This is a genomic window from Palaeococcus sp. (in: euryarchaeotes) (assembly GCF_053987695.1).
Genome location: NZ_JBMXHE010000058.1, coordinates 47,836 through 65,742, shown reverse-complemented (window position 1 = coordinate 65,742; position 17,907 = coordinate 47,836). Strand labels below are relative to the sequence as shown.

The window sequence follows — 17,907 nt, the reverse complement described above, 5'->3', positions numbered from 1 at the left end:
GCTCATGGAAGAAGTGAAAACTCCAAAGGTTAAAGTGGTCACGGTTAAGATAACGAAATCATTTGTCAAACCGTGGCTTGGAATAAAGTACCTATTTAAGAAACCTGTTACAATAAAAATACCCTACGAGAAGATAGAACCCGCTCCCAAATACAGGGGATTCCACACACTCGATTGGAAGAAATGCATTGGATGCAACTTCTGCGGCCAAATATGTCCCGCAAGAGCAATAGAGATGACCTGGATTGAAGGAGAAAAGAGACCCCATCCAAAAGTGGATTACGGAAGATGCACCTTCTGTCAGTTCTGCGTGGATGTATGTCCAACAGGAGCACTTGATCACGTGGAGAACTATTATTTAACCACTGCAGGGTTTGAGGAAGATTTGGAGCTTTATGACTGGATTCCAATAGAGCCAAAGAAGGTTCAAGAGCTCAATGAAAAGTTCGGGGACTACCGCTTCCCCGTTGAGAGAATAGAGAAGTTGGAAGGCAATACATACCGCTATCATTTAAGAGATGGTGATATCGTGGAATTCAAGATTTTGGGATATGGACTAAAACCACCTGCAGCAGCAAAACCTGCCTCTAAGAAAGTAGAACCTAAAACTAAGGAGAAGAAAGAGTAACCTTCTCGCTCTTTTTGGTTTTATTGTATGTAAACGGTTAAATATTAGCAAACACCATATAACCAAACAGAGAAAAGAGCAGAACTTCTTCTTTTTTAAATTTTATAGAAAAAAATAAAATTCAGTGCTCGAAGAAGCTCTTCCATTTTATCAGGCCAAGCAGGAATTTATGGGAAAGCTTTTCATGGTGTGGATAAACCCTTATTGCATAGTGCCAGCAGGGATGTCCCAGGTTCTTCAGAGCATTCCCTTCGTACGCATACTTCCATCTTCCATTTCCAAGCTCCTCCGGGTGTCTTAACTCTTGAATGTGTGGCTTCTCTATGTAGTATCCTTCGGATGTGACACCACAGTATATTTCCACTTTCACATCATCGGGGGTCAATCCATCGAGATTGACGATAATTTCAGCTTCACTGGCGTTGTACGTTATTATGCTCTCAATTTTGACCTTATCCCATGACCTCATAACCTTCTCCTTCCATGCGGCTATCTCCCTAGTTACCTGGTAGTTGTCCCTCTCAAAAGTTATTCCATTGCCCATTGCCCGTGAATAGAACCTGTCCATATACTCCTTCACCATTCTGTGGGTGCTGAACCGTGGGGCTATGGTTTTAATGCTCTCCTTCATCATTGAAATCCATTTGTCCCTGTTTTCGTAATAGGTTGGGATTACCTCCATTTCCAGGAGCTCATAGAGCCTCTGGGCATCTTTGGGGTCGTCGGCTTCGCTCTCGGGCTCGTATGTTTCGTCGCCTATTACCCACCCATTTCTTCCGTTGTATCCTTCTACCCACCATCCATCGTATACGCTCAGATTCAAAACCCCGTTTAATCCTGCTTTCATTCCACTGGTTCCGCTGGCTTCCAGGGGTCTTCTGGGAGTGTTGAGCCATACATCGACGCCCGCCACCATAGCCCTAGCGCTTCCCATGTCATAATTTTCAAAGATTATTATCTTCCCTTTGAATTCCGGCATCTGGGAAATTTCATAAACTCTTCTAAGGAACTCTTTGCCCGCCTCATCCATGGGATGTGCCTTTCCTCCGTATACTATGTAGACGGGTCTCTTGGGGTTATTCACTATTTTTTTAAGTCTCTCCAGATCACTCAGGAGAAGGGTTGCCCTCTTATATGTTGCGAACCTCCTTGCAAATCCGATTATGAGGGCGTTCTCATCTATCTCCGGGAGGGCTTCATCTATTCCCAAGCGCTCATTCCGCTGCTTTATCTTTCTCCTCAAAACTTCGATGAACTCCCTCTTGGCCTTTAAGTGAGCCTTCCAGAGCTCCTCATTTGGTATCCTCTCAACTGCGTACCATATACCCTGAATATTTGGGTATTCCCTCCAGCTCTTGCCTATATACCTGTCGAAGAGCCTCTTCAGGTCTTTTTGAAGCCACGTGTGGGTGTGGACTCCATTTGTAATACCCTCGATTGGGATCTCATCCAGGGGAACACCCTTCCACAAGTCCTTCCACATCTTTTTGCTGACTTCCGCATGGAGCTTGCTGACACCATTCACATGGCTGGAGGTTCTTATGGAGAGGAGTGTCATGTTAAACTGGTCACCCTCACGACCTAGCTCCATGAATTTTTCCTTATCAAACCCCTCAAGAAACTTCTCAAGCCTCTTCTCCACTTCTTTTATTGGAAATCTATCGTGTCCAGCAGGAACGGGAGTGTGTGTGGTAAACACCGTAGTGCTCCGGACAAAGCTTAATGCTTGGAGAAAAGTCAGCCCCTCTTCCATGTACCATTCAATCCTCTGGAGGTTTGCAAAGGCAGGATGCCCCTCGTTTAGATGTATAACACCGGGTTTAATGTTCAGCGCCTTTAAAAGTCTCATCCCACCTATGCCCAGCAGTATTTCCTGTTTGATTCTCTTATCGAGCTCGGCATTGTACAGATAATCACATATCGTTCTATCATCTTTGCTGTTCTCCTTCACATCAGTGTCAAGAAGATACAGTTTAACGCGGCCTACGTTGACTTCAAATGCCCTTGCATAGACGAATCTATCTTCAATTGGAACTTCTACAAGAAGAGGCTCTCCGTTTTCTTTTAGAATCGGTTTGAGGGGCATCTCTTCGATTTTATACTCAGGAAAGACTTCAATCTGCATTCCATCCCTATCAATTTCCTGCTTGAAATAACCATGTTTGTAGAGTAACCCAATGGCAATGAAGGGGAGCCCCAAATCGCTTGCCGTCTTCACGTGATCGCCCGCTAGAATTCCTAATCCTCCCGAATAGATGGGGAGGCTTTTGCTTATCCCATATTCCATGCATAGATAGACAATTGGCTTGTCCCACTTGGGATAGTTAATCGAAAACCATGTGCTTTCGGGGGTCATATAAGAGTTAAATCGGTTCATAATTAGCTCATAGAGATTCAGAAAATCATCATCGCTTGCAAGCTCTTCAAGCCTTTCTTTAGGTGTTTCTAGAAGGAGTTTAACAGGATTTTTGTATTCGGCCCAGTTCTCTTTATCTACAACCTCCCAGAGGCGCATAGCAGTTCTTGACCATGTCCACCAGTAGTTGTATGCAAGCTCTGCGAGCCCCTTTAAATTCTCGGGAAGCTTTGATTCAATCTTACTTTCCATCACAATCACCTCTTAAACTATCCACTCATTGGGGGTGATACATTAAAAGACTTCCGCTTAACTTATTAAGGGGAAGCTTGAAAATGTTCAGGGGATTGATATGTTCGCCGAAATACTCACAATAGGGGATGAGCTTTTAAGCGGAAACACCGTGGACAGCAATTCATCCTTTATAGCTCAAAAACTCACGGAGCGCGGCTATTGGGTGAGGAGGAAAACTACAGTTGGCGATAATATTGAGGATATTGCCGAGGTCATAGAAGAGATTTTAGAGAGAAGACCTGAGGTTTTGATAATTTCTGGTGGTTTGGGACCGACCCATGATGATGTTACGGTAATGGCTGTTGCAAAAGCATTAGGAAAAAAGCTGATTTTGAGTGAAGAAGCACTGAAAAGGATTGAGAGATTTTACATAGAGCTGTATGAAAAGGGACTTATTGATGACCCCTCCCTCAATGAAGCGCGTAAGAAAATGGCGTATATCCCAGAAGGAGCCGAAATTTTGAGGAATGCCGTGGGGGCGGCTCCAGGCGTGTACTTAGTTGAGAGGGGAGTCAGAATATTCATCCTCCCAGGAATGCCGCGCGAAATGAAGGCAATGCTCGAAAATGAGGTCTTGCCCCGTCTTGGAGAGAAAAAATTCATCCAGAAAAAGCTTTTAGCGGAGATAACGGATGAATCAAAGCTGGCACCCCTTTTGATTGAAACCCTGAAGAGATTTAATGTCAGGATCCATTCCTCTCCTAAAGGTTTTGGGAGGTATATAGGCATAATTCTATTTGGAGAAAACGAGGAGGTTATAGAAAAGGCTAAAAGGTTCATGGAGAAAAAGGGGATTAGATTTGAGGAAGGCTGGTGATTGAATGCTTCCTTTACAGGTTAGGAAGATAATTGAAGAGATGCGCGAAGAGAGGATTATGGGGGCTTCATATCTAGCTAAGAGGGGCGCTGAGGCTTATCTAGAGTTGGCTGGGCTCCTAGAAGGAGAAGAACTTTTAAGTGCCATGGAAGAACTTGGAAAAGAAATTCGGGCTGTAAACCCGACCATGGCTTCCCTCTACAATCTGACTGAATTTATAAAATCTTCACCGAATAGAGAGTTTGTAAAGTCAAAAGCACTTGAGTTCATGAAGCTGAGTGAAGAAGCCAGGCGGGAAATAGGCAACATAGGAAGCGAGCTCATAGATGACGGGGATGTAATAATTACACACTCGTTCTCTTCAACTGTTCTGGAGATTTTTAAGGTTGCGAGTAGAAAGGGAAAGCGTTTTAGGGTTATCCTCACGGAGAGTGCACCTGATTATGAAGGTCTGACTCTCGCAAAGGAGCTTGAATCAATCGGAATACCCTTTGAGATAATAACGGATGCCCAGATGGGACTCTTTGCGAAAAATGCCACATTTGCCCTTGTGGGTGCCGATAATATCACCAGGGATGGCAGCGTTATTAATAAAGCGGGCACATATCTTTTAGCTTTAGCCTGTCATGATAGTGGTGTTCCTCTTTATGCTGCCGCTGAAAGCTTCAAAATCCATCCAAAGCTTAATGCGGCGGAAGTTGAGATAGTTGAGCGTAAATTTAAGAGGAACCATTTTTTGGTAAGGAACTACCTTTTTGATATAACTCCTTGGCGATATATACGGGGAATAATAACAGAGTTTGGAATCCTTGTTCCTCCTAAGGAACTATGAAAATTGTGTCATCCATCAAAACCCGTATATAGTTTAAAGTCTGATTAACAGTGACTCAATTCACTCCTTCTAAATAACTTTTTCCAAATCGGCAGATGTTGGGGTTGGTTTTATCCCGATGGAAGTGTTTCAAAAGCAGTAACCAAGGACGATTGGAAGAGGATAAATGAGGGCTCGGCCATAGCAAAGGAAATATTGGAAAAAATAGGAGCGGATCCTAAATCCATATTCGTTTCAAAGCCTCAGGGGGCGCACGTTGGTGGAGTAGCTTCCATTGGACAGGTTGTAGATGGGAACCTTGAAACGAAGATAAGAAATCTCTACGTCTGTGATGGAAGTGTTTTGCCAAAGGCTCCCGGATTGCCACCAATTTTAACAATAGTGGCGTTAGCTAAGTGGCTCGGAAAATCCCTAGCTCACTGATTCTTTTTAATTTTGTCCATTTTTGTCCACCACTCCCTTCTATTTTGAACACCCCATATTAATATGAGGTGGTGAGATGTTCGATTTGGAGAGTTTGAAGTTTTGGAGAAAGGTGAGCAAAGATGAGAGTGCCATCATACGGGAGTATGCTCACAAGGAAATGCTTGATCTCAGGAGAATTTGGGGTTGAGAAGCATCACTCATAGATGGAGCCGGGACCGGGATTTGAACCCGGGACCTGCGGATTACGAGTCCGCCGCCCTGCCGAGCTAGGCTACCCCGGCACTCAAAAGATTAGGATGGTAGAGAGTTTATAACTTTTTCGAAATTAGACGAGCTCTCTCCCGGTAGTGCTCATAACGAGCTTGCCGTGCTTCACACCTTTTAGGCTTATCAAACGCTCGGCTATAGTTTTAACATCGCTGGCGCGTCCTTTGACGATTATTACCTCAAGGCAATTATGCTCATCCATATGAACGTGGATGCTTGAGATGATGTTATTCACATACTCATGTTGCATGTCGAGGAGTTCTTCCACCACGTCGGCTTCATCGTGGTTGTAAACGATGGTGATGGTTCCGGCAACCTCCTTATCTCCAACCTCCCACTCATGCCTTACTATGAAGTCTCTTATGAGATCCCTTATCGCCTCGCTCCTGTTGGCATAGCCTTTTTCATCTATTATGTCGTCAAACTTCTTGAGCAGATCTTCGGGAATCGAAACACCAAAGCGCACAATCTTCATGCTCCCACCGGTTTATATTGGAGTTTTTTGTTTAAAAGATTAAGCATTATTATTTCATCTCGGCATTGAGTGTGATGTTTTAACATGTCTTTGTAAAGGAGATGATTTCCTCCTGGTGCGGTACGATGGGACTAAAACACTAATCCACATGCCATTGGCGAATAAAACCTACGAACTCGAAAAAATCAAAATCATTGGGGTCATTAACCGGGGTATAGTGGGAACGAAAGAAAATGAACTCCTGATCCTGAAAATAAAAGAGTAAAAGCTCACTTCCCGGCGATCCTCACGTTCTCAAAGGCTATGGATGGAGAGATCACGGTTCCCATGAAGGGGATTGCCTTCTGCTCTTTGCTTATTTCGTATACCTGGTTTAAGAGGTCGTAGACGTTGCCGCTCATCATGAAGACCGTTGAGCCCTTGATTTCTCCATCTTCGATTATAAACGCGGGATTTGCAACGACGGCAAAGTTTCCGTTGTCCGGATTGCTTGAGTGTGCGCCTTGAAATCCATCCACAAGATAACCGTGCTCTATCTCACCTATCATATCCTCAAGGCTCTTCTTGCCCTTTTCGATAACGGCATTATGCATCCCTATGCTTATTCCTCCGGTGCTTGGGTTCCTAATACCACTCCCGGTACTTTCTGTGCCCTTAATCTTTGCCCAGTAGTTGTCCCACAGGAATCCTTTGAACTTTCCTTTCTCAATTAGAACATTCTTCCTCGTGGGAACACCTTCCCCGTCGGCTATTCTTGGGTTTAGGCTCATCTCATGGAGAGGGTCATCATAAATTGTCAGAAGTTCACTTGCCACACTTTCACCGACTTTGCTGGCTAAAGGTGTGGTGCCTTTTATAAGGCGTTCGCCGCTGAATGCAGGGAATATGGTGTATTGAAAGAGCATTGAAAGAGCCCACGGTTCAACTATGACCTTCGTTTCCTCTGTTTTGCTCTTTTCAACAGTGTAAGCCCATTTAACTTTCCTTGCAGCATTTTCAACAGCCATCTCCACATTGAGATCTAGGCTTAATTTTGCATCAAAATCGAATATCCCTGGTGTTACTTTGCCTTCCTTCATGCCAATGAGCTCGAAGTATATATAGGCACCTCCTCCTTCTTGAATAACATCTACTCCCTGGGAGTTCGTTATTCTTTCCTCTGACCATTCAACGCCTCCCCCTCCACCTGCAACGACAATGTTCTTATCTTTTTCCAGAGCAAGTTTAATACCTCTCTTGGCTAATTCCACGAAGTAGTCGGGAGAAACATCCTTCAATTCCTCGTTTATCTTCCTTGGCTTTCTGTACTCTCCGGGGCTCGGGAGGGATTTCCAACGTTTATCTTGGCTGTTGAGCTTTGCCATCCTGTAAGCCCGTTCTATCCCCTCCTTTATTCTTTTTCCGTCTTCGCTGTCTATTATTGCAAGTCCAAGGCTCCTGTTCTTTATTCCCCTTATTATCGTGATCGTCCTTTCCCTTACGGCTGACATTGAGAGTTCGTTGAGCTCTATATTAACACCGATCTCCCGGTTCCTGTAAACTGCAATCTCAAGCTCGTCGAAAAACCTTTCACCATATCTAAGTAGCTCCTCCATCTTCCTCACCCGATTATAATTCCTCCATCAAAGCGCATGTGGGGACCACCTGAGCTCACGAAAGCCGTTTGTCCCTTCCCGCAGAAGCCGGTTTCAATTCCAAAGTCCTTTCCCACTGCCGTTATCTTTTTCAAGGCATCTATGGCTATTCCGCTTATTGACGTATCTCTTATTGATTTCGTTATTTCCCCATTCTCTATAATATACCCTTCTTGAACTCCGACCTGGAAAGCTGAATTGAGCTGTGCCTGTCCCCCTCTAAAGTCCACCACGTAGTAACCGAATTTTATGTCCTCTATCATCTCCTCAAAGCTCCAATCCTTCGGCTCGAATATTGTGTTGCGCATCCTAATTATTGGCGGATAAGTGTAGTTCTCGGCCCTAGCATGTCCGTTTGGTTCCATGTTCCATTTGTGAGCGTATTCACGGTTGAGCATTATCTCATTCAAAACTCCGTCCTTAATTATGTTGATGTTCTTAAATGGGACTCCCTCGTCATCATACCTGTCATTTCCGAAGCCTCCATCAACGTAACGCTCACTCATCGTTACATACTCCGGGGCTATCTCCTTCCCCATGAGATCCTTGAATGGTGAATTTATCGTTAAATCAGCTTCCGCCAGGTGCCCCAGTGCCTCATGGGCTATTATACCAACCACAATCGGGCCGGCAACTATTGGGAATTCACCCCTTTTTGGGGCAACCCCCTCAAGCTGGGAGTGCAGCTTCCTCAAAACCCTCTGGGCAACTTTTTCGTTTGGCTGTTCATCTTTAAATATCTCCCATCCATAATCTACTGTTCCTATGGAGTCCCTTCCAGCGGCTAGCTTATCCCCTCTCTTTCCCGTTGCCCATATGTATTGAACTATGTAGTTCACATCCCATCTTATGTTTGTTCCTTCGTTTGTCAGGAGTATCTTTTCTCCGCTGGCATCCTCGTACCTAATCTGAGTTGATTTTATGCTCCTGTCCTCTTTGAGGAGCTTTTCCAGTTCCCTCATATGTTCAACTTTTTCCTCGATTGAGACCTCTTTGGGTTTTATCTTCATCTTGCTCTTTACAAAATCTTCATGGGGCTTTATATCAGCAAGCTGAATTTTTTCTTTCTTTGCCTGTGCTGTGGCTTTTGCAAGCTTGTAAGCCTCCTCTATGGCTTGCCTTAAATTCTCAATCCTATTTGTAGAAGAGAATCCCCAAGCTCCATCCGTCAGGATCCTGATAGCAATTCCTTCTTGAACCTTCCCTGCAAAGGTTGTGAATGTCCCATCTTTGAGCTCCAGATTGTTTTTCTTCAGATTCTCATACCTCAATTCCACGTATTCCGCTTTTAAATTATTCATCGCCCAGTTGAGGGCTTTTTCAAGTTCTTCCTGCATATCCATCACCAGAATCGATTTTGTGCATCCACTGGGAATTTAAGATGATTTACTTATAAAAGGTTTTTGTCTATATTTAAACACTAAAATGGACATCTTAAAGAAGTCTTTTTAGGGAAGTAAAAAAGGATTACTCAGGTGGAAATATGAAAGCCAAGTGCGGGAACTTTGTGGATAGGGGCACCTACAGAAAATGTCCCCTCTTTGAGGATGATCTTCCGGAGAAGAGCTTTGCCCAGATCGTGGAAATAAAACCCGGGCAGATCGTTGGAAAGCACTATCATAAAATACAATATGAAATATTCTATGTAATCGAAGGAAAGGCGGAGCTCGGCATAGGTAAGAGCACATACGAAGCTACACCTGGAGATATCTTCCTCGTCAAACCGAAAACGGTTCACTGGGTGAGCAATAATAAAAAAGAGCCGTTCAGACTGTTCGTGGTTAAGTTAAATTACGAAGGGGAGGACACGGTCTGGCTATAGGAGTTCGCTGAAAAGGAGATCTTCCTTTCTTCCACCTGCTCTTTTAAAAATTTTCTCACTCCATCTGATTTTCCCCACATCCTCCGGCTGATGGGCATCGCTTGCAAATACGAGCTTTACGCCCCGTTTAATGCACTCCCTTATAAAATCAAGCTCCGGCACCCTGTAGCGTGAGCTTATCTCAAAGGCTTTCCCATGGGCTTCTGCAATCTCTATAACTTCCATGATCTCTTCCCTCGAGGGGTATCCTATGTAGGGAAAAACATTTCCAAAATGCCCTATTATGTCGATGTTTTTATCCTGAATCGCCAGTTTAACGAGCTCCACGTACTTCCAGCTCTCCCCGGGGTTGAACCATAAATGGACGGATGCAATAGCGTAATCAAGCCTTCCCCTTATTTCATCGGTTATGTCAACCCCTGTTTCCATTATATTGGCTTCTATCCCTGCTAGAATTGGTATTTCACTCTCTTCTCGGGCTCTCTCAATATCCTTCAAGTAGTGGTTCAGGTTTGTAAAGCTCAAGTAATGAATGTGATCGCTTATCCCTACAAGTCTAATGCCATTTAGGGCTCCATAGGCTGCGTTGTCCCACACTTCCCCTATACCATCCGAGAATTTTGTGTGAGTATGGAGGTCCATCATGGTATAAGGTAGGAGGGGGAATTAAAAAGGTTCACCCTCCCTCTCTCCAATTATTATGGTGGCGTAGTTTAGCATATAATATACCGTTATGATCACACCGCCTATGGTTGCCACAGCCATCAGCTGGTATGCCTCTAAGTATTTCATCGCTACTCCAACAATCCCCATGCCTAGGGGTGTCGTACCCATGGCGAGGAGCTCAAAGACCGAGAAAACCCTTCCCCTGAGTTCGCTGGGAACCATTTTTTGAAGCTTCGTCATTATGGGGACGTTTACGAGGGCGTTCGTGATCCCAAAGGGCACCTGAACCGCAACGAAGGAAAGGTACAGCTGCCATGTCTCCATCCTCACATAGGGAGACGCAAGGAGTGTCATAATCCCTGCAAGTATGAGCTCCCCGAAGAGACACTTAAAGAGCAGGTTTTCAGCTCTGGAGCCGAGCTTTCCCATTATAAGCATGTTTCCAAGGAGCATACCCACCATGAACGCCGTCTCAAGGGAGCCAAACTGGGTTGATGAGAAGCCGAACTGGACACGGTAGAGATAGGGAAGGACCACGGCACCTATGGGATTGAAGAGGAAATTTAGTATCAGGGCGTAAATTAGAAGGAGGCTTATGGATTTCCTTGCCTTTAAGAACGATAATCCTTCCTTTAAATCCTCCCAGACTTCCCCGACATTCCCGATTTTTCTGCTCTCCCATTCGTAGTGGATTAGCATCTCGAACAGCCCGGATCCGAAAAATGAGATTGCATTTATGAGTATGGCGAGCCTGATGCCACCAAAGGCATAGAGTACACCTCCCATTATGGGACCCGCTATCCTCGTGACTATTCCTGCACTCTGGATTATTGAATTGGCCTTTGCAAGCTCTTCTTTCTCCACCAAATCGGGATACATCGCGCTTATCCCGGCGGAGAAGAACGTTCCTAGAATGCTCATTAGGATTTGAACTATCAAGAGCGACTTTAAATCCAGAAGATTTAACCATATTATCGAAAAAAGGAGGATGCCTCTCGCTATGTCCAGCCATACCATAAGAGCTTTTCTGTTATAACGATCTCCCACAACACCTGCAATGGGATTTAAAATAAGCCGTGGAACAAGTTCAGCCATGACGAAAACGCTCATCATTGCCCCGCTTTTGGTTTGATCGAGGACATAGAGAGGTAAAGCCACATCCTGCACTGCCCATCCTATCTGAGATATGAAGCGTCCTATGGTGTAGAGCCAGAAGTTTCTGTTGAGCATTACCACCACCTAAACCCTTTCTGAGTGCTCAATGGGCTTTAATTTTGTGAGCACTTTTGAACACCTTAATGTTGGAGTAACCTTTATTAAGTTAAGTGTCCTCCATATACCAACGGTGGGTGGAATGATTGAAGTTGAGGGACTCGTCAAGAAATTTGGCTCAAAGGTTGCTGTCAATGGTATAAGCTTCACGGTTCACGATGGGGAGATTTATGGCCTTTTGGGTCCCAACGGAAGCGGTAAATCAACTACGATGAAAATCCTATCCGGAATTTTGAGACCCACCAGGGGTAGGGTTCTCGTTGGTGGAATAAACGTTGCAAAAGATCCCATAAGAGTGAAGGAAATCGTGGGATATGTACCGGAGACTCCCGTCCTCTATGAGAGCTTAACTCCCAGTGAACTATTCAATTTCGTTGGGGGTATAAGAGGCATCCCTAAAGATAAGCTGGAGGACAGAGTGAACTACTTTGTTAGGGCATTTGAGATAGAGGAATACCTCGAACAGTTCATAGGGACTCTGAGCTTTGGGACACAGCAGAAGGTATCCCTCATAACTGCTCTCCTTCATGACCCTAAGATTCTTGTGATGGATGAGTCAATGAACGGTCTGGATCCCAAGAGCGCACGCATTTTAAGGGAGCTTTTGATTGAATTCAAGCGACAGGGTAAAAGCATAGTCTTCTCAACCCACGTGCTGCCTCTCGCCGAAATGATATGCGACAGGGTCGGTGTGATATATCAGGGAAATATAATTGCTGAGGGAACCATAGAGGAGCTCAAGAGCAAGGCACATGAGGAGAACCTTGAAGACGTCTTCCTGAAGCTGACGGAGAGTAAGGATGAGGTTTACAATATCGTCCAGGCACTGAAAGAAGCCCTCTAGGTGGTCTCATGTTTGAAATCGTGAAGATACTCTACCGGGAGCTCCATTATCAAATTGTGAAGAGAAATCCTCTGGTCGCAAATAATGAGCGCAGGTTTAGGAAGCAACTCAAAACATCCCTCAACATGAAGAGGAGTGTGGGGATGCAATCCATAGCCTTTCTCGCCTTTGGTGCGATGTCCGCCATGGGAATAGCAATCAGTCCCGAAAAGTATGTAATAACCTCGCTGCTGGCATCCCTCGCCTTGATACCTTTCATATTCGGGATATACGTAACCGCTGTTCAGTCATCCTATGTGCTTTCTCTGGGCCTATTTGAACCTTTAAAGGTGCTTCCGCTGAGAGTTGGAGCCCTATACTTAAGCGAGCTCCTGTCGATTGATTTAATTCCCTCCTTTTCCATAGTCCTTCCGAGCATTCTCGTGGTCATTGTGAAGTACCCCATCAGTGGAATTTTAGCCCTATTGTGGATGATCCTCGGCGTTTTCATTGGACATACCCTCGGGCTTCTGATTTTAACCTTCTTTGGCTTGAAGGTCAGTCAGAGGAAGGGAAGGGGTCACTCGTTGAAGAACCTCTTCAAAATATTTGCCCTGATGCTTTACATGGGTGTCTTCTACGTGATGGCATATGCCCAGAACTACATAAAGGCTCACAGCGAATATCTTGCCTCCTTTATGGGCAGATACTCCCTTGCATATCCCTTCACGATAGCATCAATATTTGAACCATTTAAGAGCTTCCTCCTCCTCGCGGTGTACTCCGTAATCTTTGGCTCCCTCTATGTGGTGGTCATAAGGAGGACATGGTCGAAGATAATCGAGCCTGAAGTAATCTCATCGGCTCAGAAATTCTCAAAATTCAGACCCTCTAAAGGCGGGAGCCTCTTCGCATTGGTTTCCAAGGATTTGAGGATAATATTCAGAAAAACAGCAATGTTAACGGGATTTTTGGTTCCCCTCTACTTTGCCCTGCCCCAGCTCATAATGGGAATTCAAAGTGGAAATTTTGCTCTCTCGGATGCGACTGCGTTATTCTTCACGGTTGGTTTTATGTCAACTGCAGGGGCAGATGCTATTTTAAAGGTTGAAGGAAAAACGCTTGATTTCCTCAGGACACTTCCCCTTAAAAAGGGCACTTATGCCCTGAGCAAGGCGCTCTCAATGAGCACTGTGCCTTCAATAATCTTACTTCTAGTTCTTGGGGTAACCTACTACTTCAACGGGATCAAAGCGGTTTATCTCCTGCCCTATGCGTTAATGCTTCCACTGACGTCTTCCCTCATAGTCATGCTTTACTTCTTCCATTACAAGGCAGAAGAGATAGGAATTTCCGAAGTCAACTTCGGACATATCATTGTTCTCTTCATAATAGTTGGGGTAGCCTATGCCCTTCTAGGAGCCCCCCTGGTTCTTCTGGGGCTCTTGAAAGGTCTTCCTTTAAGCTACGGAATCGATGCGATTTTGATAGCAGTACTTCTGTATGCACTCGGAGTTAGCAGGTGATGTGAAATATTCCAAGAACCCTCTTCTCCCCTTTGAGCTCATTGAAGAGCTTTACCGCTTCAGGGGTTGGTCTTTCAATGATCTCCTTATTCTTGACGAATTCTCTGCTCTCCGGAAGGAGGCTCAGGAAACCGTAGATTCCGGTACCAACAATGAGAACATCGAAGTCTTCCTTTAAGTACTCCTTCAGTTCTTCGGGATCGAGCCTATGGCTGGTACCATGCTTTTTCTTTGAGAGCCACTTCTTCCGCTCTTCTATTTTCCCCGAGGGGTATATCACAATATCATGCACATACTCCACACCATCTATCAGAATCCTCCCAAATTCCACCCTCTCAATCATCCCTTCGCCTCCAGATGGGCTTTTTTAACCCTCAAAATACCTGAGTATGAGTAGGGGTCAAAATGTTTCTCAATTTCATCAAAAACTATCCGGGATTTGAAGAACGGGGCGTCCCTTACGAATGTTTCAAATTCCCCACCTTCGCCCCCGATGTGTATTCCATACTTCTCATGGAGCCTCTTTAAGTCGGCTATAGTCCTCTCATCTATCCTCCTTCCAAGCCACTTCTCATCGAGACCGTATGCTGACACCCCGACGATTACGACATCGAAGCCCTCTCCAACGAGTTTTTTTAAATATTCCTCAGGGTCGATGTGCCAGAGGGGTGAAAAGGCTTCTATCCCGAGTTCCCTGCAAATCCTCTCTATCCTATCCCTCTGGTATCTGCTCGCAAGGGCTCCCGCCACCACACCATCGATATCGAGGTTCTCCAGAATGCGCTTTAAGTCCTCGACTTCCTTCTCCTTCTCTCCGCTCGTGAAGCCCCTGACGAGGGGAATTCCTATTGCTCTAGCCTGAAGCTCGGTGAGGTGTATGTTGGGGACGTGATACATATAGCTCTCGTCGCTCTCCGAGTGCATGCTCACCAGATATTTCACATCGAACCCCTGCTTCAACGCCCAGTAGAGGGCATATGTGGAGTCCTTGCCTCCTGAAAAGAGTGCCGCTATTTTCATGTTCCCCCCGGATTAAGCTTTCTTGAGGAACTTTTAAACCTGCCGCCGGTATAAACTTTTAAACCATTGCCCTTCACTCTAGAGCATGAACATATATGAAATGCTCGGGATAATAGGCACGGGTTTCGTACTGAAACGAATTGTGGGAGGGGGATGAGCCTTTTCTGACCTCCCCACCTTTGTGAGGGTTCCAATGAGGGTGGGGAGGTTCTCATTAGGGAACCCGTTAGAAAGAGTTCCTCGAACCCCGAGGTGGGGCACGGCGGTTCCACTGGCTATCCAGAGAGCATGAGGGAACTTCTTGTTGTGGATATGGGGCCGCAGGCAAAGAGACGGCCGTTTCAATAGCCGCAAAGGATTCAAGCGGTCCCCATGACTATGAAATGACGACGAGGCTTATAGAGCTGGCAGAGAAGAGGGAAATTCCACATGTTGTGGATGTCTTTCCCTACTACGGCTCCGATGGTTCGGCAGCATTAAGGGCAGGATGGGATGTTAGAGTGGCGCTCATCGGTCAGGGTGTCCATGCGAGCCATGGGATGGAAAGGACGCACATTAAAGGTTTGCTTGCCACGAAGGATCTTATACGAGCCTATATTGGGGATAAACTTTAAAATTTCTTCACCCTTTTTTTTTGTCGGTGATTGGATGCACGAGCTTTACACAGTTTTAGCCGGATATTATGATGCAATTTACAGCCGTCGGGTGCAGGACATAGAAAAGGAAATCGACTTTGTGGAGAGCATCTTTATGGAAGATGCCAAAAGAGAGGTCAAAAAAGTCCTGGATCTGGCATGCGGTACGGGTATTCCAACCCTTGAGATGGTGGGGAGAGGTTATGAAGTCCTGGGTGTGGATCTCCATGAGGAGATGCTTGAAGTTGCCCGGAGAAAAGCGAAAAACTGCCAGAACGTGAGCTTCATGCAGGGAGATGCTCTGGAAATAGCCTTTAGGGAGGAGTTCGATGCCGCAACGATGTTCTTCTCGAGCATCATGTATTTTGATGAGGATGCTATAAAGAGACTCTTTTCCTCTGTGGTCGGCGCCATTAGAGAGGGAGGGGTCTTCATAGCGGATTTTCCAAATCCTCTTGTAATGAAGAGCAGCGGGCCCTTCGTATGGGATGAGAAAAGGGGAGATGAGACATTGATAATAACGGACTGGCGTGAGCTCGAAAATGCCTCTCAAAGGCTCCATTTTAAACGTCTGGTTCAAATACTCAAGCCGAGCGGGGAGGTTAGAGCATTTTACGTGCACGACATACTGAATCTGTACACTCCCAGGGAAATGAGGCTCCTCGCAAGGGAGTACTTCAGTGATGTGAAGATCTATGGGGATTTAAAGAGGGAGCTTGGAGGAAATGCCCGAAGGTTCTGGCTGGTCGGAGTTAAGTGATTCCACGAGTTCAAGGAGCTGCCAGAGGGTCTTTACATAATAATCCGCATTTTCAACTTTTTCAAACCTCACTATCTGAACTGCTTTGACCCCTGCCCTGTGTGCCGCAAGGACGTCCGATTTTGAATCCCCCACCACGAGGGCTTCCTCCGGGGAGATTTTTAGGGTTTTGAGAGATTTTTCTATCAAATAGGGGCTGGGTTTTGCACCATCCAGATATGAGTAATCCTTTCCAAAAACAGCATCGAAGTATCTCCTCAACTTAAAGAGGTCGAGCACAAATTCTGTGCACTCCTGGGAGGCGTTGCTTACTGCAGCGAGCTTTAATCCCATGTCTTTGAGCTCCTTTAAAGCATCCACATCGGGAAAGGGCTTTATCTTCCCTCTTTCTGCAGCTTCGATGCGGTATTTTAGATTCGCCCCGTCCACTGTCTTCCAGAAGAGCACGTGACTTACCCCAAAGCGTTCCACATAGCTCCTTGGAAGCTCTCCCCGCGTCATCTTCCTGTAGGTTTCGGCATCAATCTCAATGCCTAGGCGCTTTATGGCTGGGGCGGTGTACCTTCCGAACCACTCCTCGAGGTTATATCCTTCATAATAAACGAGTGTTTCATCAACATCAAAAATCAATGCCCTAATTATATGCCTCACCAAAGCAAGTATTTCCTGGAGTTTTTAAGATTTCCGAAGACCGAATCCCCGGTTCCATCCTGATTTAAAAATCTCATTCTCCCTTTTGCCCCAGCATCACTCTCCAAAAACCTCCTTGAGAACAGGGAATTCTCTCTTCAGAAGTGTGAACTCCTTCTGTGTGAGAATCTCCTTTTCAATGGGAATGATTACCGTTGATTTGTGGAGGAGCGCATGATCCTTGAGGGTGGTGAGAAACTTGAACATGCTCTCAAAACCGTTCTCCATTATCATGTACTCCAGACCTTCGAAGAGTATCACCTTAGCTGTATCCTCTCTTCTCATGAAACCTATGAGCATCTCAAGGAGATATGGGAGGCGTGAGGGGTGTATTGTGTTCTCTCCCTCCATTTTGGTTATCCATATAACGGGCGTCTTTTTGAGCTTCAGCTCCCTCTGGATCACCTTGGGAGGCACTCGTGAAATTATCAAGCCCGCTCTTCCGCTTAAGAACTTGAGGAACACCGCATACGCCTTTCCTCTGCTGAGGCAGAGGTAAACTCCATGGGGCGCTTTAGTTCCCTTTTGATTCTCTTTCTCTTCGAATTCTAAAGTTGGAACCAGCGTGTATTTAACCAGAACAGATGTTATAATGAACATCCAGCCGAGGAGAAAGAGGACGAGAGCCAGTGCAAATAGAATATTCCCCAAGGCGGCCATTAGGGCACGAGTTGAAGGGGACAGTTTTATAACACCACAGTCTTCGAGATCAAGCCCGAGGAAAACGAGCTTTGAAATTGCCCCCAGGAGCCATCCACTGAGCATATAGTCGTAGGCTTTTCTCATGCCTGGATAATGTTCAATAACCCGATTCCTGTATCTCAAGCTAACCGCAAAAACCGCTATAAGAATGAGCTCCACCATGAGGGCTATCGCAACCCTCACAATATCCATGACATATCCCATATAATATCTCCTTCAACCCAATTAAATTTTTCTCTAATATTGCACAATGCATGTAAAA

18 protein-coding genes, 1 tRNA gene and 1 pseudogene are annotated in these 17,907 nt (G+C 45.4%); 9 read left to right on the top strand and 11 right to left on the bottom strand.

From position 1 onward, the window contains the following. Positions 1 to 4: 4 nt before the first annotated feature. Positions 5 to 628, top strand: coding sequence for an NADH-quinone oxidoreductase subunit NuoI (nuoI, locus tag ACXJGZ_RS04805; protein ID WP_293253898.1), 624 nt, complete (start codon positions 5 to 7; stop codon positions 626 to 628). A gap of 121 nt (positions 629 to 749) precedes the next feature. Here nuoI and malP read toward each other — a convergent pair whose 3' ends face one another. Then, positions 750 to 3,236 carry a maltodextrin phosphorylase gene (gene malP, locus ACXJGZ_RS04800; RefSeq protein ID WP_456398400.1) on the bottom strand — a complete coding sequence of 829 codons (2,487 nt, stop codon included), beginning with the start codon at positions 3,234 to 3,236 and terminating at the stop codon, positions 750 to 752. A 100-nt stretch (positions 3,237 to 3,336) separates the two neighbouring features. Between malP and ACXJGZ_RS04795 the strand changes: the two genes are divergently transcribed. From ACXJGZ_RS04795 to ACXJGZ_RS04785, 3 genes are all read left to right on the top strand, one after another. Continuing rightward, complete coding sequence (locus ACXJGZ_RS04795; protein WP_293253018.1) at positions 3,337 to 4,095, top strand: molybdopterin-binding protein; 759 nt, start codon at positions 3,337 to 3,339, stop codon at positions 4,093 to 4,095. A gap of 4 nt (positions 4,096 to 4,099) precedes the next feature. Continuing rightward, positions 4,100 to 4,927 carry a translation initiation factor eIF-2B alpha/beta/delta subunit family protein gene (locus ACXJGZ_RS04790; protein ID WP_456398399.1) on the top strand — a complete coding sequence of 276 codons (828 nt, stop codon included), beginning with the start codon at positions 4,100 to 4,102 and terminating at the stop codon, positions 4,925 to 4,927. Between the two features lie 87 nt (positions 4,928 to 5,014). Beyond that, a complete protein-coding gene (locus ACXJGZ_RS04785; RefSeq protein WP_456321209.1) occupies positions 5,015 to 5,350 on the top strand; it encodes a GMC oxidoreductase in 336 nt (111 codons plus the stop codon). Between the two features lie 207 nt (positions 5,351 to 5,557). On the opposite strand, the gene ACXJGZ_RS04780 is transcribed toward ACXJGZ_RS04785, so the two are convergent. From ACXJGZ_RS04780 to ACXJGZ_RS04765, 4 genes are all read right to left on the bottom strand, one after another. After that, a tRNA-Thr gene (locus ACXJGZ_RS04780) sits at positions 5,558 to 5,634 on the bottom strand. Positions 5,635 to 5,678: 44 nt separating this feature from the next. After that, positions 5,679 to 6,095 carry a nickel-responsive transcriptional regulator NikR gene (gene nikR, locus ACXJGZ_RS04775; protein ID WP_293253776.1) on the bottom strand — a complete coding sequence of 139 codons (417 nt, stop codon included), beginning with the start codon at positions 6,093 to 6,095 and terminating at the stop codon, positions 5,679 to 5,681. Between the two features lie 269 nt (positions 6,096 to 6,364). Next, positions 6,365 to 7,690 carry a TldD/PmbA family protein gene (locus ACXJGZ_RS04770; RefSeq protein WP_456327010.1) on the bottom strand — a complete coding sequence of 442 codons (1,326 nt, stop codon included), beginning with the start codon at positions 7,688 to 7,690 and terminating at the stop codon, positions 6,365 to 6,367. A gap of 5 nt (positions 7,691 to 7,695) precedes the next feature. Then, positions 7,696 to 9,066 carry a metallopeptidase TldD-related protein gene (locus ACXJGZ_RS04765; RefSeq protein ID WP_456321693.1) on the bottom strand — a complete coding sequence of 457 codons (1,371 nt, stop codon included), beginning with the start codon at positions 9,064 to 9,066 and terminating at the stop codon, positions 7,696 to 7,698. A gap of 146 nt (positions 9,067 to 9,212) precedes the next feature. Between ACXJGZ_RS04765 and ACXJGZ_RS04760 the strand changes: the two genes are divergently transcribed. Next, positions 9,213 to 9,551 (top strand): cupin domain-containing protein, encoded by a 339-nt coding sequence (locus tag ACXJGZ_RS04760; protein WP_456321686.1) that lies wholly within the window; start codon positions 9,213 to 9,215, stop codon positions 9,549 to 9,551. Here ACXJGZ_RS04760 and ACXJGZ_RS04755 read toward each other — a convergent pair. Together ACXJGZ_RS04755 and ACXJGZ_RS04750 are read right to left on the bottom strand one after the other, a co-directional pair. Continuing rightward, entirely contained in the window at positions 9,546 to 10,193 is a 648-nt protein-coding gene (locus tag ACXJGZ_RS04755) for a PHP domain-containing protein (RefSeq protein WP_456398431.1), read from the bottom strand. The two genes, ACXJGZ_RS04760 and ACXJGZ_RS04755, sit on opposite strands and share 6 nt — an antisense overlap. A gap of 24 nt (positions 10,194 to 10,217) precedes the next feature. Next, positions 10,218 to 11,447: an MFS transporter gene (locus tag ACXJGZ_RS04750; RefSeq protein WP_456398429.1), complete on the bottom strand. Its 1,230-nt coding sequence runs from the start codon at positions 11,445 to 11,447 to the stop codon at positions 10,218 to 10,220. Positions 11,448 to 11,571: 124 nt separating this feature from the next. Between ACXJGZ_RS04750 and ACXJGZ_RS04745 the strand changes: the two genes are divergently transcribed. Together ACXJGZ_RS04745 and ACXJGZ_RS04740 are read left to right on the top strand one after the other, a co-directional pair. Then, complete coding sequence (locus ACXJGZ_RS04745) at positions 11,572 to 12,333, top strand: ABC transporter ATP-binding protein (protein ID WP_293254782.1); 762 nt, start codon at positions 11,572 to 11,574, stop codon at positions 12,331 to 12,333. 8 nt (positions 12,334 to 12,341) lie between these two features. Next, entirely contained in the window at positions 12,342 to 13,838 is a 1,497-nt protein-coding gene (locus ACXJGZ_RS04740; RefSeq protein ID WP_456398398.1) for a permease-like membrane multi-spanning protein, read from the top strand. Here ACXJGZ_RS04740 and ACXJGZ_RS04735 read toward each other — a convergent pair. Beyond that, positions 13,828 to 14,181, bottom strand: a complete 354-nt coding sequence (locus tag ACXJGZ_RS04735) for an Mth938-like domain-containing protein (RefSeq protein WP_456398397.1) — start codon at positions 14,179 to 14,181, stop codon at positions 13,828 to 13,830. The genes ACXJGZ_RS04740 and ACXJGZ_RS04735 overlap by 11 nt on opposite strands. Then, positions 14,178 to 14,858: a diphthine--ammonia ligase gene (locus ACXJGZ_RS04730; protein ID WP_456321689.1), complete on the bottom strand. Its 681-nt coding sequence runs from the start codon at positions 14,856 to 14,858 to the stop codon at positions 14,178 to 14,180. The genes ACXJGZ_RS04735 and ACXJGZ_RS04730 overlap by 4 nt, the downstream gene beginning before the upstream one ends. A gap of 249 nt (positions 14,859 to 15,107) precedes the next feature. On the opposite strand from ACXJGZ_RS04730, the pseudogene ACXJGZ_RS04725 reads away from it, so the two are divergent. Both ACXJGZ_RS04725 and ACXJGZ_RS04720 read left to right on the top strand, forming a co-directional pair. Beyond that, positions 15,108 to 15,472, top strand: a pseudogene (locus ACXJGZ_RS04725) (M42 family metallopeptidase); the annotation flags it as partial. A gap of 34 nt (positions 15,473 to 15,506) precedes the next feature. After that, positions 15,507 to 16,253, top strand: coding sequence for a class I SAM-dependent methyltransferase (locus ACXJGZ_RS04720; RefSeq protein ID WP_456398396.1), 747 nt, complete (start codon positions 15,507 to 15,509; stop codon positions 16,251 to 16,253). On the opposite strand, the gene ACXJGZ_RS04715 is transcribed toward ACXJGZ_RS04720, so the two are convergent. Beyond that, positions 16,197 to 16,895: an HAD family hydrolase gene (locus tag ACXJGZ_RS04715; protein WP_293254787.1), complete on the bottom strand. Its 699-nt coding sequence runs from the start codon at positions 16,893 to 16,895 to the stop codon at positions 16,197 to 16,199. The two genes, ACXJGZ_RS04720 and ACXJGZ_RS04715, sit on opposite strands and share 57 nt — an antisense overlap. Before the next feature lie 105 nt (positions 16,896 to 17,000). Then, positions 17,001 to 17,849: a DUF835 domain-containing protein gene (locus tag ACXJGZ_RS04710; RefSeq protein ID WP_456398395.1), complete on the bottom strand. Its 849-nt coding sequence runs from the start codon at positions 17,847 to 17,849 to the stop codon at positions 17,001 to 17,003. Between the last annotated feature and the right edge of the window lie 58 nt (positions 17,850 to 17,907).